At 44.6% G+C, this 16,204-nt stretch carries 9 protein-coding genes and 2 pseudogenes; 8 read left to right on the forward strand and 3 right to left on the reverse strand.

The window, feature by feature from the left end; translation table 11 throughout:
• Nucleotides 1-119 precede the first annotated feature (119 nt).
• A complete protein-coding gene (locus GRPL_RS11320) occupies nt 120-521 on the forward strand; it encodes a RidA family protein (RefSeq protein WP_032699443.1) in 402 nt (133 codons plus the stop codon).
• Here GRPL_RS11320 and GRPL_RS11315 read toward each other — a convergent pair.
• Nucleotides 465-1,427, reverse strand: coding sequence for a LysR family transcriptional regulator (locus GRPL_RS11315; protein ID WP_032699444.1), 963 nt, complete (start codon nt 1,425-1,427; stop codon nt 465-467). The genes GRPL_RS11320 and GRPL_RS11315 overlap by 57 nt on opposite strands.
• A gap of 93 nt (nt 1,428-1,520) precedes the next feature.
• Here GRPL_RS11315 and GRPL_RS11310 point away from each other — a divergent pair, with 93 nt between their 5' ends.
• The 3 genes and pseudogenes from GRPL_RS11310 to GRPL_RS28240 form a co-directional block, all read left to right on the forward strand.
• Nucleotides 1,521-2,354 (forward strand): SDR family oxidoreductase, encoded by an 834-nt coding sequence (locus GRPL_RS11310; RefSeq protein WP_032699446.1) that lies wholly within the window; start codon nt 1,521-1,523, stop codon nt 2,352-2,354.
• A gap of 364 nt (nt 2,355-2,718) precedes the next feature.
• Nucleotides 2,719-3,762, forward strand: coding sequence for a fructose-asparagine asparaginase (gene fraE, locus GRPL_RS11305; protein WP_032687093.1), 1,044 nt, complete (start codon nt 2,719-2,721; stop codon nt 3,760-3,762).
• Between the two features lie 717 nt (nt 3,763-4,479).
• Nucleotides 4,480-4,643, forward strand: a pseudogene (locus tag GRPL_RS28240) (phage integrase central domain-containing protein); the annotation flags it as partial.
• A 103-nt stretch (nt 4,644-4,746) separates the two neighbouring features.
• Here the strand turns inward: GRPL_RS28240 and GRPL_RS11300 are convergent.
• Nucleotides 4,747-7,761 carry a DEAD/DEAH box helicase gene (locus GRPL_RS11300; RefSeq protein WP_032699448.1) on the reverse strand — a complete coding sequence of 1,005 codons (3,015 nt, stop codon included), beginning with the start codon at nt 7,759-7,761 and terminating at the stop codon, nt 4,747-4,749.
• Nucleotides 7,762-7,816: 55 nt separating this feature from the next.
• Nucleotides 7,817-11,848, reverse strand: a complete 4,032-nt coding sequence (locus tag GRPL_RS11295) for a helix-turn-helix domain-containing protein (RefSeq protein ID WP_032699450.1) — start codon at nt 11,846-11,848, stop codon at nt 7,817-7,819.
• Between the two features lie 631 nt (nt 11,849-12,479).
• On the opposite strand from GRPL_RS11295, the gene GRPL_RS11290 reads away from it, so the two are divergent.
• The 4 genes and pseudogenes from GRPL_RS11290 to GRPL_RS11275 all read left to right on the forward strand — a co-directional run bounded on the left by GRPL_RS11290 (nt 12,480) and on the right by GRPL_RS11275 (nt 16,174).
• The gene (locus GRPL_RS11290; protein WP_050500312.1) at nt 12,480-13,283 is read left to right on the forward strand and encodes a hypothetical protein; all 804 of its coding nucleotides are present in this window, start codon (nt 12,480-12,482) and stop codon (nt 13,281-13,283) included.
• Nucleotides 13,228-14,336 (forward strand): IS3 family transposase gene (locus tag GRPL_RS11280; protein ID WP_142131557.1). Its coding sequence is split into 2 segments (ribosomal slippage): nt 13,228-13,489 and nt 13,489-14,336, totalling 1,110 coding nucleotides; the frame shifts between segments, so codons are not numbered across the junction. The genes GRPL_RS11290 and GRPL_RS11280 overlap by 56 nt, the downstream gene beginning before the upstream one ends.
• 146 nt (nt 14,337-14,482) lie before the next feature.
• A pseudogene (locus GRPL_RS28245) lies at nt 14,483-14,782 on the forward strand (ISNCY family transposase); the annotation flags it as partial.
• Nucleotides 14,783-14,869: 87 nt separating this feature from the next.
• Nucleotides 14,870-16,174 carry a HEPN domain-containing protein gene (locus GRPL_RS11275; RefSeq protein WP_155274629.1) on the forward strand — a complete coding sequence of 435 codons (1,305 nt, stop codon included), beginning with the start codon at nt 14,870-14,872 and terminating at the stop codon, nt 16,172-16,174.
• Nucleotides 16,175-16,204: the final 30 nt, after the last annotated feature.

Below are 16,204 nucleotides of genomic sequence, written 5' to 3' on the forward strand. Positions count from 1 at the left end.
CACCGCCACCCTTCCCAGGTGAATAATATTCACCGGCTCATGCCAGTCTGCGGGCATAGCGACAGCAGATGCGGGCGCTTATCATCCCTGAACCCCTACAGGTCAGAACAGGATAAAAGATGAGAAAGCCAGAAGATATCGTATTCCCCGTCGGACAGCAGGCGCTGTATGAGCAAAACCGTTACTCTCCGGCCGTTAAATCCGGCGATTTTCTGTTTGTTTCCGGTCAGGTAGGAAGTCGCGAAGATGGTTCAGCGGAACCCGGGCTGGAGCAGGAGATCCGCCGGGCATTTGATAACCTTAATGCGGTGCTGGCTGCCGCAGACTGTACGTTTGCCGATGTGGTTGATGTCACCCTGTATCTGGTCGATGCGCAATCGACTATCGACACGCTCTGGAAGGTGTTGCCGGAATACTGGGGGGAAGCCCCCTGGCCGACGCTGACGGGCGTCGGCGTGACCTGGCTATATGGCTTCCGTTTTGAAATCAAGGTCACCGCCCGCTTGCCCTCGCGGCATTGAGCCTCGGTTTCGCTCTTTAATGAGATCGATCAGTGCGCGCAGGCTGGCGGGCATATGCCGGTTGGCCGGAAACCAGAGGCATAAACCCGGAATCGGCGGGCACCATGGCTCAAGTACGGTGACCAGTCGGCCATCCGCCAGCGCAGCGCGGGCGTGTACGTCCGGGACATAAGCGATCCCCAGCCCCTTGATCGCGGCGTCCACCATCAGCGACGAGCTGTTTAGCGTCAGCGTTCCGGGCACATCCAGCAGGATGCTTTGACCGTGGCGGGAAAACTCCCAACGGTAGCGTTTACCGCTGGGTAAACGCTGGCGAATGCACTGATGGTGGGCCAGATCGTCCGGGCTCGCGGGAGCAGGATGCTGGTTCAGATACGACGGCGACGCCACCGCCAGAAACCGCACATCTTCGCCAAAACGTACAGCCACCATATCAGCAGGGACATCTTCCGCCAGACGGATCCCCGCATCAAAGCCTTCGGCGACGATATCTACCAGCCGGCCATCTACCACCAGATCCAGCGACACGCCGGGATACCGTGTCATATAGTCCGGCACAATTGTCTGCAGCAGCAGGTGAATAGCCTCTTCCCCGCCATTGATACGCAGCGTACCCACGGTCTGTCCTTGGGTATCGGCAATCTCTTCCAGCGCGTGTTCCAGCCCGTTAAGGTGCGGTGAAATACGCCGCAGCAGCGCCTCTCCGGCCTCGGTCAACGCCACGCTGCGCGTGGTGCGATGCAACAGGCGAACGCCCAGACGCGCTTCCAGCCCGCGGATAGCATGGCTTAACGTGGAACGAGTCACACCGGAAAAATCGGCTGCGCGACGAAAACTACGCTGTTCCGCTACGGCGATAAAGGCTTTCAGATCGGAAAGCGTCGGAGTTTTAACTGGTGATTTCATTTCACCTCTTCATGCCATTTGTTGAGTCTTATCGTGCTAATTATCATGCCATATCCTGTATCGGCGAGTTAATGACTTTTCTGGAGACTAACGATGAGCAGCAAAACCTGGTTAATTACCGGTACTTCAACCGGTCTTGGACGCCTGATGACGGAGCGCCTGCTGGCGCGGGGCGACAGCGTGATTGCTACCCTGCGCAAGCCCGGCGCGCTGGATGACCTGCGGGCACAATACGGCGGGCAGCTTCATGTCCTGCTGCTGGACGTTACGGAGACGGATGCGGTACGTCGAACGGTACAGCAGGCATTCGACTTCGCCGGGCGTATCGATGTGCTGGTCAGTAATGCGGGATACGGGCTCTTCGGCGCGGCGGAAGAGGTGAGCGATACCCAGATTGATCGGCAGATTGCCACCAATCTCACCGGTCCGATTCAGCTTATTCGGGCCGCCTTACCCGCTCTGCGTCGGCAGGGAGGGGGACGCATTGTGCAGATATCGTCAGAAGGCGGGCAGATTGCCTGGCCGAATTTCAGCCTTTATCACGCCACCAAATGGGGGGTTGAAGGATTTATTGAATCCGTCGCCCAGGAAGTGGCGCCTTTTGGCATCGATTTTATGATTGCTGAGCCCGGCCCGACGGCGACGAACTTTGCGGGCGGACTGGATATAGCTTCGCCGATGGCCTGTTATGACAATACGCCCGCCGGCGAGGTGCGCCGCGGTCTGGCGCAGGGAACTATCGCGATTCACGGCGATGCGTTAAAAACCGTCGCTGCGATAATCGACGCAGCGGATGGGGAGGCGCCACCGTTTCGTCTGGCACTGGGCAGTAAGGCGTATCATTCTATCAACGAGGCGCTGAACAGTCGGTTACGGGTGCTGGAGGATACCCGCGCGGTGGCGCTGAGCGTGGATAAAGATGCGTGATTGTCCGTGGATAATATACACACCACCGACAAAGAAGCAGGAACGAGCATTTTTATTTCGTTTGGTTTTCAAGGAAAACAACCGATCTGCCGCTGCAATTGTAGCTGACGCAGATAACAGGCGGGTAAAGGTCAGTGCTGCAAGATGGGATAAGTGAGTTGGGCCTGATTGTGAGTTTTTATGCCCGCTTTTCGCTCATCGCTGCACCAGCGTTGTGCGCAAAATTATTAGAATCCCTTTTCTTGCATCAAAGTTAAACATATCTGCAGATAAAAAGAAAATTACTCCTGGCAAGCCTTTTGCAACAAGCCTTTTGCAATAGTACCTGGCGAATTTTAATTTTATCTTTTTGGGATAGGTCAATATGAAATTTAGAGCATTACTGGCAATGGCATTACTGACAATAAGTACTTTCGCGTTAAGTGAGACGCATCTGCCGCATATTGTCATCCTTGCTACGGGAGGTACCATCGCCGGCTCGGCGGCGAGTAATACTCAGACTACAGGATATAAAGCCGGGGCAATTGGCGTACAGACGTTGATTAATGCCGTGCCTGAGATGAGTAAAGTGGCCCGTATTGATGGAGAGCAGCTGGCAAACATTGGCAGTGAAAATATGACCAGCGAGATAATCCTCAAGCTATCAAAACGCGTAAACGAACTGCTGGCCCGCGATGATGTGGATGGGGTCGTGATTACCCACGGAACGGACACCCTTGATGAGACGCCTTACTTCCTTAACCTGACCGTAAAAAGCAACAAGCCGGTTGTCTTTACGGCAGCGATGCGTCCGGCAACGGCAATCAGCGCCGATGGTCCGATGAATCTGCTGGAAGCGGTGACTGTAGCGGCTGACCCGGAGGCGAAAGGACGCGGAGTGATGGTGGTTCTCAATGATCGTATCGGTGCTGCCCGTTTTGTCACTAAAACCAATGCCACGACACTGGATACCTTCAAAGCGCCGGAAGAGGGTTATCTTGGGGTGATAGTGAGCGGTAAACCGCAGTTTGAAACCCGTGTGGATAAAATTCACACTGTACGCTCGGTATTTGACGTGCGTAACCTTAACACATTGCCCAAAGTGGTCATTATATATGGCTATCAGGACGACCCTGAATATATGTACGACGCGGCGATTGCGCATCATGTCGACGGTATTATTTATGCAGGCACCGGAGCGGGATCGGTCTCTGTACGCAGCGCTGCGGGAATTAAAAAGGCGGAAAAAGCCGGTATCGTGGTCGTTCGCGCCTCACGTACGGGGAGCGGTGTCGTTCCGGTTGATGACGGCCAGCCTGGACTGGTGTCCGATTCGCTTAACCCGGCAAAAGCGCGAATTTTGTTGATGACGGCACTGACCCAAACTAAAAATCCGCAGCTCATTCAGCAATATTTTCACACTTACTAATTTTATCCGGAGATAGTTCCGCACCTGCCATACCCGGGGTAGCCCCTGTACGGGGCTACCCGTCTGTGTCACTGATGCCTGTGTTGATAGCCACCGATAGACTCCAGTATTCGGGCAGTCGCTCCAGCGGCAGGGCGGGAGCCGGTTTTTCACCTGCAGCATGGTGATGCTTTCCAGATGCTGAGCCGGATTGTTTCAGTCAACTCTGGCTTGTGCCGGGTTGACACTCTCTACGACTGACTTACGCGTATGCTCACATTTCTCCCGCGCTTTCATGCAATGTACCAGGCGCGATGAAAATAAAAAAAATCCACGCAACGGCGTGGATTTAGTGAGTTTTAAGTCTTCATGAGAGGGTATGGCATCTCATAAAACTGTAGGAAGGGAATCAGACGTTGAATCGTGACTTTTATTGTATTTTATTGATATTTAATATTTTAATTTCTACTGCTCTTTAATTGTACTCATTATTGTACTCATTTTGGAATTGGCTCGCTTCCGAAATGGACAGTTCGTATGTTCGACTCCATAATCGGCACCATTTCAAACTTTTGCCAAGTCTACCGAAACCAACTCAAAGCCCGTATACGGCTAGTTTCTAGCCCATACCTTATCTTTTGGTATCAACTGGAATCAAATCACAGTTGGGGGCATAAGTGGGGGGCAATCTGTGTTCGGTCCAGGGATATGCCCTAATGAAGTGTAAGTATCCCGGTAAGCCGTGGTGCGACAGAGAAACCAAGAAGGTTCGCCATTGCTCCGGTGAAGTCTTTCATTACGCCATAGTTACCAGCCGTACGGAATACAATCCCGCAGCGGATCTAACCAGCGTGATGTCAGGACATGAATCAAAACATTATCCCTTCCTTATTGTTGTGGAGTCAGAGAGTAAATGGCATTTATTAGTCATTAAAAAAATAATCAGTTGAATTGGTTATCCATGACTTCCCCGACACACTTAAATGTGTCGGGGAAGTGAGTTTGTTATGATGTGAATATTTTTATATCTACACCCATCTCATCAGCACTACTTAACCAATCTTCGATTAGTTGAAAAGCTTGTATTGTTTCAGATTGCTGGTCAGTATCTTTTGACATCTCTTCAATGAAATGTTTTTTCGAAAAAGAGTTGCCCATTACTATCCATATTTCTTTATTGCACAGTGGTGATTTTCTTCTATTAGATATTAACTCCCAGGTTTTTTCCTTAAGTTTATTTTCTTTATTAGGGATCTTTCCAATTTCGTTAAAGGCTAATCTAAAACGAGACTCAAGTTTATGTTTGGCTTTATGGGATGGCCATGCTTTATCCCAAATAGAGTAGTTTCCTGGGGTATTAGCATCTGAGTGTGAAATCAGATAGGTTAAGTTTTTAATTGCTTGACTTCCGACCTCTGCTATCGCTCCTGCTGAGGATTTTGGAGAACTGAATGATTTCCCACATTTTACATGAATGAAACATAATTTATCCGGTGATGATACGATAAAATCACATGGTTCTGTATCCATGTCAGTGCAAAGAACGAGATCGCAATTTGGAATATAAGGATGAAAGGGGCCCAATTGTGGAAGAGTAGCATTGCTATTTGAGTGGTTTTTTAATTGATCAATTAAATAAAATATAGAATTCTTATCAAAGCTTGTGCTTGTAGTATTAATATACATATCTTTTTCATCATACTTTCCTTTTTCTTTAAGACCCTTTGAAAGCAGGGCTGGAATGCTTATGAGTGAACGTCCCGCCCAACTTTCCTCAGCAGTAATACCTTTTTCAAAAGGAAGTGAAAATTTATAAAATTTCGACGCACTATATGTTGTTCCATCTAAGAAAAGAATTCTAAAATAGTCATTATTTAAATAAGAAATTATTTTATTGAAATCATCATAATTGTTAGTAGTTGTCAAAAGGTAACTATGTTTATCTTCTTCATACTGAATTTGTATTTTAAATGGTTTTGAACCAACAAATAACTCCGCACCTTCACTTTCTGAATATTGAAGGTAATAATAGTCCGGTAGGAAATTCTTTTCGGAAATTAATTCGGTATCGAAATCTGATAAATCTAGAATAATTGAAACTATATCGGAATTGGGTTTTTCATTGATGGGTTGCGAGAATGACTTTATTAATCGGCCATTATTAGTTGCTTCTTTTGCTGTTCCTAAATCAATTTTCTCAATCCATTCAGATAGTTCTTCTATACTAAAATTCCTTTCCATTTGGTCAGAGACACGACCAGACCTAGCCCCTATATAGAAACTACTGTCATTTTTCCCTTGTTCATCCTTATTAACTACTTTCAATGTTGTTAGTGCGTACATGGCATTGCGCTGAGTGCTATTTATATTTTCTAGGTTTTTACCTTTTAAGGACATCGCTTCAGGTCTATTTTTTGCAGTACCTATAGCCCTTGAGTGAGCTTCTTTTATTTCACGGACTTTAGTGGCTGCAGCTAATGCTGTTAATCTATTAATATTTATAGGGTTTGCAAGATTTAAGTCGATTCTATTTGCATACTTGGCACCAGCGCTGTCAAAGATAGCTATGCTATTAGATAACTCTTTGATTATTATTATTTCTAGCTTTGGTTCAAAAAATAATTTATCAGAAAGATACCTGGAGCTATTGAATGATATATATAGATACATGAATACATTATGGTCATTTTTTATTTCTTTAACAAGTGAACCTTGTGTATGCAGTTCCCAATATATTTTATCCAAAAGAAGGGGGGTTGAGTAATTAGGCCCTTTTTCTATAAAGCAAACGGATGCCAATGGTATTGAAATATCATTGGCATTTATGGATTGCAAGTCCAATCGTTCTCTGAAACGACTAGAGAAGTAGCTGTATTCAGGGAAGTTATCAAGAAATCCTTTTATTAGGTTAGTTGTGCTTAGCGATTTTATAAATCCTTTTGAACCGCTAGGTGTTGATATGTAGTCATCAAATACACGGTAACTTTGCCACATTCTTTCATTGGATGAACTAGCTAGATCTATTATCATCGGTTCTATTGAATTGTAATTCCTAACAACTCTCCCAATAGTTTGAACCAATTCTCTACCACTTCCAACTTGATAGGTTAAAACTAGTAATTTTGCTTCAGGCAAATCTACACCTTCATCAAGTTTATGTTGATGAATTAGAACTCTTATGTTGTCAGATTTTAATGCGGAATTTACTGATTTAAATTTACCGCTAACTTCATCATTTCTAAATGTCTCATGTATACTTACTGTTTTGAATTTTTTAGAAATTGATTCGTGGTATCGAGATATATCATAGGCATCTTTACATTTTATTATGCATTTTATATTTTCATTTTTCTCTAGAAAAACCTGTACTTCTTGAAGCATTTTCTCCATTGAATTCACTTGAATGAAATTTGGCTCAGTAATTATTTTATCAGAAATAGCCTGTTTAAATGTAAAGATAAAATAATCATCTAAGTCAACGTTTAATTCGAAAAGATCATTCCTATATGGTGTTGCCGTTATTACAACTTTTATTGCATCTGATTGTCGTACGATTTCTCGCCATACAGGAGATGGTTCAGAATGACCTTCATCAATAATAATAAGATCAAAGAAACTTTGTGTCTCATCTAGGTCTTCTGGTGATAACATTGATAGTTTTTGAAATGTTGATATATATATACCTTCTTCATTTAAATTATTAATGTTTTTAAAGGTATTCTTTAATTTTATATCTGGATCGTTTAACGTCACTCTAAAAAATCTACTTGATACTTCTCTATAGAGCTGTTCCTTAACTGCTCTCCTATGACAGATAATTAAAATATTTCGCTCTTTACTTAGATGTGATATTAAACTTATGACACCTGTTTTACCCGCTCCCGTTGGCAAGTTAATTAAGCATGCCTTATCACGAATATTTCTTTTCTTAAATTTAAAAAATTTCCCCACAGCTTCTTCTTGACACTTCCTTATTTTTCCTGTAGAGGCTTTTAAGTATTTTAATAAATTTCTTTGCATGTAATCTCCTTTGCATATTTAAAAAACTCAATAAATACAATTATGATAAAAGGGTTTATAACCAATCACCTTGGTCCGCACTGTGATCTTCTCTAATTGCATCTTGTTGATAGCTTATAGCAATGCGGTCTAAGCAAGCTGCGGTTCGAGGCCATTCAAATCTAAGATCATCAGCATCTTGTTTATAGCGTTCTACTAATATTCGTTCTTGCCCCCCACCATCATGTGGCATGCGTACAGTTACGCCACGGCGGTTGTAAACACCAACTTCAAAACCACTCTCCATTGCTCGACTTCTAGCAAACTCAAGAACTTCGCGAATTGCTTCTGGCGGCCACGTTTCATTTTTTTTTCTTTTTGCGGCAGAGAGAATCATACCAATCGTGTCATCACCTATTTCACCACGACCTGCAGACTTCAGTAATTGACGAGCTTGCTTGACCCACGACATCAATACATAAGAGTCAATAGTCCCGTTCTCATCGGTCCCGGGTACAATTGCCCAATCATGCAAAACTTGATATGCCTGGCTTGCTAGATCACGGGCCTGCTTAGGATTTGCTGGTTCAGATTCAACTACACCACTATCTTCTTCAGGTAGATAGAGTAATTTCATTAGTGAGGTAAAAAATACAGGGTCTTTAGCAAGAGCCTGATGTAAGTTTCTGGCTGGATGTCGTGAATACCGTAAAACTTGAAAATAAATCCATTCGAGCCTCACAAGTTCTTCTTTTGAAGTCTTTACATCACTCTCCAGGTAATCTAGGAGAATACCAATATAATAGCTCGACATCGTATTATCATTATTGGAAGAGTCTTTAGTGCTTGCAGCGGTATGCATTACTCTAATAATAACTGAGCCCTCTGGTTCTATTTTTATATTATTAACAAGCCACGCAAGAGCATCGTGACTTCGGTCTGCCAGAAGTAAATGATCAATGACATACTCAAGCTCTAAATCTGCATAAAGCCTAAATGTAGGGATCGTCTGCCAATATATTGTACTAATATTAACTGGTCTCGATTCTATTTTCAGCCAAAGTGACATTACAGGTGGTAATACTTGGGCAATGCGTACTTCCGCTAACTTCCCCCAATTATCAGTTATAGCTTGTTCCCATATTTCTTGAACCCAAGTTTCGCTTTCTGAGCCTTTCGTGGCTTTGAGTCCATAAAGAATTCCCAAACCAATATTTGCTATATCTGAATCACCAGACATTAGCGCTTTTTTCATTAGAAAATGTTTATGCCCACACTTTGTTGAGGATCGCGCTAAAGCAAGACCAAAATCGTAGTGCAGCGTAATTGTTGAAGAGAAATGAAATATTTGTTCAAATTCAAGTTCTGCAAGTAAGAACTCTACTGCTTCCAATTGTCTCTCTTCGAGTCTATTTCGTTGTGTTTGCCAATCATAATTTTCGCCTAACTCATTGGCCCCTGCACAAAATAGCCAGCGAAAACGTTCCTCGACATTTTCTGGTGTTAGTGAAAGAAATATAGCATCCAACGGTGCTAATTCTTCTTCAGACAGAGCCCATGGAGCATCTTTGAAGCCACGGTTTCTCTGTAAAAAATGCCGTAACTCATTCCACAACCTTTCTTTTTTATCAGAAGATGTGAGGTTAAGGGAGTAATCAGCTAATTGCTTAGCTGCTGAAAATTTCCAGTTTGAATCAAAATTCCCCCAAAGATGGAAAAGTTCAAACCACCGTTCGCACCTCCCATTTATATGCATTAATAATCTTTCACCGATTTCACATGCTGCTGTTGCAACAGAGGACCAGGTAATAGACTCCGGCTCATTAGGAGTGAAATCACGCCAATTTGGCATAGAAGAAGGTTCTGAAGTATCGTGTGAACGAGGTGCTAATGCGAGCAATAACTTCCAACCAGCAATTGGATGCAGCGATATGATCCGATCAATGACCTTAATACGTTGTGATGAATTAGCATAAGTTTGTGGTGACCAACTAACAAAAATCCGCCTTAAAGAAACTGCTGGACGGTTTCCCCATCGACCTCCGGGATCAACATCATCTAACCAAGCCAGTAAAAGTGCAGATTGCATTAGATAACGTGGGCTACGCGCTAACATCTCTAATGCCCATAACAAATTTGAAAGATACTCTGTGGGTTGCATTATCCCTTCATCACTTCGGAATAATGACAAAATCTGAGGTGAATCGCCTTCCAACCCAGCTTCTACAGCGTCTAGAAATACCGTTGGGGCTGCTTCTGCAAGATTATGGAAATCCTGAGACAAAGACCACCAAAGTGGCTCAGTTGCATTATTAAGCAACTTATACACCGCACTATTCACATGAGAAGATACATCCGTAATAAGCGTTGCTACCTCTGGGAAAACAGCCAAGGCAATCATCGATTCTGTTAAGCCACGTCTGATGCTACCTGATGGTTTCCCTACGCTATTATCTTCATAGAAGGTATCGGCATTAGGTTGAGTCTCAAAATAGGGATCAATGGCGCTCACCACCGAATGGAATGTATTCTCAAAGCGCTTTAGTTGGTGGGAAGTTAGCTGATTACCTACTTGAGTCCAAAGATCTCGTAATGAAACTACTCTCCAAAGATTACCAGAGCGAATTAATGGACCACCAAAAGTGGATGCTAACGGTGCCAAGATTTCTTCTACCTGCTCATAAGAGCAACCAGCTAAATCACTAATAATTTTTTGATCTTGAGATGAGGTTTCATCCCAGCTCCCCGCGAACATTGCGGCAATAAGCTCAGATGAAACATGTTCAGCCCATTGTGGTTTATAGTTTGGGGCTATGGGCATTAAGCGCCTTAAGACCGTAATACTGCGGCCTGATGCGTGGGCATAACGATGAGCATCCTCCTCATTTAATCCAGCATGAGTTAATGCTATTTTTAGCTCAAATCTCCATGGGCGGGGGAGGCGTATTGAATGACCGGATAGATGAGACACATCTGAGCCATAGATAGCGTAGACATGGTGACCATTATTAACAAGAGATTGCGCAATCCCCGGTTCTGAAATAGTGAGAACAATGATTAATGGCGTGCCTAAACCAGCTAATTGCCGGGCTGTTGTTGCGTTGTCAACTACGACACATTTGCTCCAATAGAACAGCTTATGCTCTTCAGGCAGAGGACTTATAGATGCATAAAGAAAAGCTAGTGCTTCATCGGGAGCTTCGGCTTGCACCGAGAGTTGTTGCGGTGAATCTCTTAACCACCTAAGGACTTTTGTTTGTTCTTCATCACGTCCGGCCAAGATAACATCGGGAGTGAGAGGTGTTCTCGTTGCGTGAATCCACTCGCTCCATGACTCTTCAATATTACGTAATCCCTGTGGCCGATGACCTATTTTTACTGACAACCACTGAGCGACCGCAGGATAAATTTCTAACCAATGGACAAGATCATCAGCATCAATGGCACAGACATTCAGCCAAATATTGAGAGCTTTTTTCTCCTCTACCCACTTATTTTTACCAGGAAAGCGTTGTGGAGTAACGAATACATACGTTGTTTTATCTGGACTATATCCGAGTGGATTCCCAGATCTTTTATTAAAATCTTCTTCTGCCTTAGCGCGGATAGAGGTACGTTGAGCACCAATTTCCCAAACAGAATCACCCTCAGGAACGAAGCCCAAACCCAAACTCGTTTTACACTCACCATCCCAACCAGGATATTGCACACTCTCATCTGATGGGAAATGAACTTTTGCGGCAGGACCTACTGTTGCAAAAATTAAACGTCGTAATAATTCAGGAATACCACTCTGACCATCTCTCCGTTCACCCCACTGTGAAAGGTGAGTTGCATTAATCCAGCGCATCAAAGAACCAGGTTTTACATTTTCAGGTGGCTGCAGCATACCCCTTTCAACTACCCCACCAGCTATAAACTGCAAACCTTCAGCTTCTAAGGCATCACGGATAGCTTGGGCATTTTTTGCTACTGGAGTACGAAAGCCACGCTCAAAATCCGCAAGTGTAGATGTTGCCACATTTGCTTTGGAGGCCAGTTCTTGTTGAGACCAAGCGAGAAGAGCTCTTGCAGCTTTAACTTGCTCTGGTAAAAGGAGCTCATTCATTACAAAACCTCATATTTTTAATATGACATCACAATATCTGTCTAAAAGATGAGCGTCAATGCACAATCGGGTGGATGTATACCAGACCTGTTACAACTTGGACTTGGGGCCATCTAAACATGACGAAGACCGCGTGGGTGGACTCCAAATATAGGGCAGGATCGTCTACCGGGGCGGGGTCAGTCCAACTCTAGGGCTGATTTGCCTACAAGCTCATGGGCACTCCACATCCTGCGTATAGCAGCTAGCGTAGCAATGGTCGCCAGCTCAAGAAAACGGGGCATGCTTATCGAACTTTATCACGACCGTGGAAATGTTTAAGCCGATCTGAGATTTCCGGATTCCGTGGCATGGAATGCCAAGGTTCAGCTAGTAAGATTGCTATATGGTCGTGTATACGAGTGTCTATCGCTATCGGTGCTCCTTGAGCACGAGACCATTTTCGATATTACAAGAGCCAAGATTTGGAGAGCTGGTTAGCAAGATCATTAAGGATGTTTGAATCTTTGTTTGGAAGAGAATTTAGTGCACATCGATTGGGTAAAAAATATAATGTCGATGGGTATGCCAATAGTTAAAGGCTGGGTCAGCGCAAGATAAACAATGGGCGACAGCTTCGAAAGGAAGATGCATGAGAGAACAGCACACGTTACCTGAGGATAAAAGCCCAGGGACAAGCACGCTTGCCAGTGGGCCTGCAGGTACTCATTTTGAGGCCCAAGTTGCGGCGTCGTACATGCTAGCCATGCTCGCTGGTGCCCCTGCACGTGGCCTTCCCGGTGCGTCAATAGATCGAGTAGCCTTGCAACAGGCCAACGCGGGGTATCCGCTTGATGACGTGATCATTCACGGGCATGACAACATTTCCGGGAAAGTGGCTGTTCTCGAAGTTCAGGTTAAGCGGTCTATCACCTTCGCTGCTTCCGATCCGGTCTTTCGTAAAGTCGTGGGCCAAATCGTCAAAGCTTCTCAACGACCTGATTTTTCAACCCAGCGATACGAGTTAGCGATCGCGACAACTAAAGGGTCTCGCAAGATAGATGGAGCATATCAAGACGTACTCACACTAGCCCGCCAAATTAGCGACGCAACTACGTTCGCCGCACAAATTGATCTGGCTGGTGTAGCGAACGACGATATGCGCTCATTCGTCAAGACGTTCAAAACCCATTTACTTGATGAAGGTTCGCCTGACGACAATGAAACTGTTTGGTTTTTGCTGCGTCGGATCCAAATTTTGACCTTCGATTTTACGGCACCCGGCTCTGCATCGCATGACTTGGCACTGGAACGGGCCCTTGACCCTGACCCAAAATCCTGTTCCATTCAGAAACAGAATTCCGGCATGATAAACACTCCCCTGAACGGAGGTGGTGCCGATGAAAAAGTCACGATTCACCGAAGAGCAGATTGTTTTTGCCCTGAAGCAGGCTGAACTGGGTACGTCAGTGCCGGACGTCTGTCGCAAGCTGGGCATTTCGGATGCCACTTTCTATACGTGGCGTAAAAAATACGGTGGTATTTCTCCTTCGGAGCTGAAGCATATGCGGCAACTGGAAGAGGAAAATCTGCGGCTGAAGAGGCTGGTTGCCGATCTGAGCCTCGACAAGGCGATGCTGCAGGACGTGCTGGCAAAAAAGAGCTGACGCTGGCACGCCTGCGCGAATGGGTCAGGGATTTGCAAGCCCGCTACGGGGCCAGTGAGAGACAGGTCTGTTTTGCGCTGCGGGTCAGCCGCAGCTCGTTTCGATATCGTTCTGTGGCCGCCGACGACAGCGCACTGCGGCTACGCATCCGTGAGATAACCGAAACCCGGGTTCATTACGGGTACCGCCGGGTACACGTGATGCTCAGGCGGGAAGGCTGGCGCGATAATCACAAACGGATCTACCGGCTTTACAGCGAACAGGGGCTGTCACTGCGTCTCAAACGGCCAGGCCGCAATAAATCGGCCCAGCGCCGACAACCGCAGCCTCAGGGTCTGTATCCGAATCACGTCTGGGGCATGGATTTTGTCTCTGATGCGTTGTTTGACGGGCGACGACTGCGCCTGCTGACGGTTATCGACCTGTACACCCGCGAATGCCTGGGGATCTGCGTGGGGCAGAATTTGCGTTCAACAGAAGTGGCAGAAATGCTGAACAGCATAGCGCTCAGACGTCCTTTACCTCAGTTGCTGAAAACCGATAATGGTTCTGAATTTGCAGGTAAAATGCTGGACAGATGGGTGTACGAAAGAGGCATCAGAATCGACTTCTCACGCCCGGGAACACCGACGGACAATGCGACGGTGGAGTCCTTCAACGGCAGGTTACGGCAGGAATGCCTGAACGAAAACTGGTTCATGTCCCTGGAGGATGCACGGTGCAAAATCGAGGCCTGGCGCATACACTATAACCAGAGACGTCCCCATTCTGCGCTGGGCTGGATGACGCCATCTGAATTTGCTGAAAAGTCTGCCGGTTGCCTGAATATGCAGCCAACATGAAGCCGGTTATTCCTGATTATGACTGGAGCATATTCGGGGTCAGGGTCAGAAGCCGGTTATTCCTGATTATGACTGGAGCATATTCGGGGTCAGGGTCATTCGGAATGCATACTTACTTCGATGCGTGTTAAGCAATGGGGAGCAGGTCAGCGGTTTCTAGTGAGAAAATTAAAGTGCTCGATTATCACGATGGTACCCTTGCTTTCTCTACGGATATCGGAGCCTTTAGTAGCAAGCAGGCCTGTATCGACCAGGGGAAGATTGTAGATAACAAACGGCCCAGGACAACACTCAACTTATCAGACGAGCGAGAAAAGGAGTGCAAAAGGCAACGAAGCAAAAATTCGCACAGACGTAATGCTCAGGTTCGCGCCTAGGATCAACTCAGGGTTATGAATTCTATTGCGGTAGACCTAAGCTTGTTTGTAGCAAGCTCAAAGCAGTAGAATCGCGCATCAGTGCTGGAAAGTACCGAATATAATGAGCACCAAAAAGGATATGTTTTGTACACTTGGTGCAATTTACTGGATTAATTGAAACCGCAACTGGCACAAAGGATTTGTTATGAAAAAAAAGATATTCTTAATGTGTTTGGGGTCGAAATTTCAACCCCCCTTATAAGAGAGGAGATTGAACAATTACTTGATATTTTACCACAGCTGGCGATTGATAATTTTAATAACGTAAAAATAACGGTGGAACAAATAACGCAAGCGGTAAACGATGAAATCAGAAAATTAATTTTAATGCTTGATGAAGTTGATGCTGGGCTTTTTTCTGAGGTTTTGGAGGAATATTCATTGTTAGCTAATTCATATGAACAACATACAATGCAACCTGAAAAGGATAAGTGGGGTTTTTACATTAGATTTCAGGTATCAACACCTCTTGGTATTGATTGTAATTCATTAGTATTTTTAGATAAATTTATTATAGAATCAGATTCTGGTCTTTCATTGAAGGAAGCTAGGATTCTCAGGTTGAGGAACTTGGAAAACGCACTCTATAAAGAAATAGCAGAGGTTTCTAGAAGAGTTGAGCAGGCTTTGATTTTTTCTTTCGCAGAATTAGGAATAGGTATTGCGTACCCTGATAATTTGGCATCAGCTGCGTTGCTTGAAAAGGCCAAGAGAGCTGCGGAAAAAGATTTTTTTGCGCAACATACTGTGGAGCATGATAGTTTCTTTGAAATACCACTAATTCACTGGAGTGATAAGTTCGGGGTTAATTTATTTCTGGAAAAATCTATTGCGTGGGATACAAAAGCCACTCAAGAAAATGAAGCTGTCGATGTAGAAAGATTCAATAATTTCTTCAGTCAACATTATAATCGATTTGAAAGTGTATTTGTAGCTGGTGAATCGTACAAGAAAATAAAAACGGCAACTTCGATTCTTACAACATCACTTTTTGACGATTCACTCATAAATAGAATTATTTTATCGATGACAGCCATTGAGGTTCTGTCGGAAAAAATGCGACGTCCTGACGCTGAAATTGACGCATTAAAATATTTGTCTAAAAAGTTGAACGAGGCGGAAATCGATATTCAGGTTAAAGAGTCCATCAAGAAAGAGTTGGACAAATTACATCATCAATCAATCGGAAAGAACTGTAGGATTCTTGTAAAAAGCCTTTTGAGTAAAAAGGATGCAAAACTATTTTATGATCTATATGAGTTCAGATCACAATTAGTGCATGCAGGTGAATTAAAGAAAGACGAAAAAGAAGAACAAGCCGAGATGTTTAATATTTATAGGGAATCTTATAGTTTGGCTAAGAGGCTTTTAGAGGCATATGTTGAAAAGCTATCAGAAGAAGAGCGTAAATATAGGTAGTTAAAATATCCAGTAAAAGTTTTGTTCTAA

Origin of the sequence: Klebsiella planticola ATCC 33531 (genome assembly GCF_000735435.1) — a bacterium.
GTDB classification, from domain to species: Bacteria; Pseudomonadota; Gammaproteobacteria; order Enterobacterales; family Enterobacteriaceae; genus Klebsiella; species Klebsiella planticola.

What these genes read in the sequence shown, in the direction of transcription:
- fraE (WP_032687093.1), top strand. Translation starts at nt 2,719, where the DNA reads ATGAAATTTAGAGCATTACTGGCAATGGCATTACTGACAATAAGTACT.
- GRPL_RS11300 (WP_032699448.1), bottom strand. Translation starts at nt 7,761, where the DNA reads ATGCAAAGAAATTTATTAAAATACTTAAAAGCCTCTACAGGAAAAATA.
- GRPL_RS11295 (WP_032699450.1), bottom strand. Translation starts at nt 11,848, where the DNA reads ATGAATGAGCTCCTTTTACCAGAGCAAGTTAAAGCTGCAAGAGCTCTT.
- GRPL_RS11310 (WP_032699446.1), top strand. Translation starts at nt 1,521, where the DNA reads ATGAGCAGCAAAACCTGGTTAATTACCGGTACTTCAACCGGTCTTGGA.
- GRPL_RS11290 (WP_050500312.1), top strand. Translation starts at nt 12,480, where the DNA reads ATGAGAGAACAGCACACGTTACCTGAGGATAAAAGCCCAGGGACAAGC.
- GRPL_RS11315 (WP_032699444.1), bottom strand. Translation starts at nt 1,427, where the DNA reads ATGAAATCACCAGTTAAAACTCCGACGCTTTCCGATCTGAAAGCCTTT.
- GRPL_RS11320 (WP_032699443.1), top strand. Translation starts at nt 120, where the DNA reads ATGAGAAAGCCAGAAGATATCGTATTCCCCGTCGGACAGCAGGCGCTG.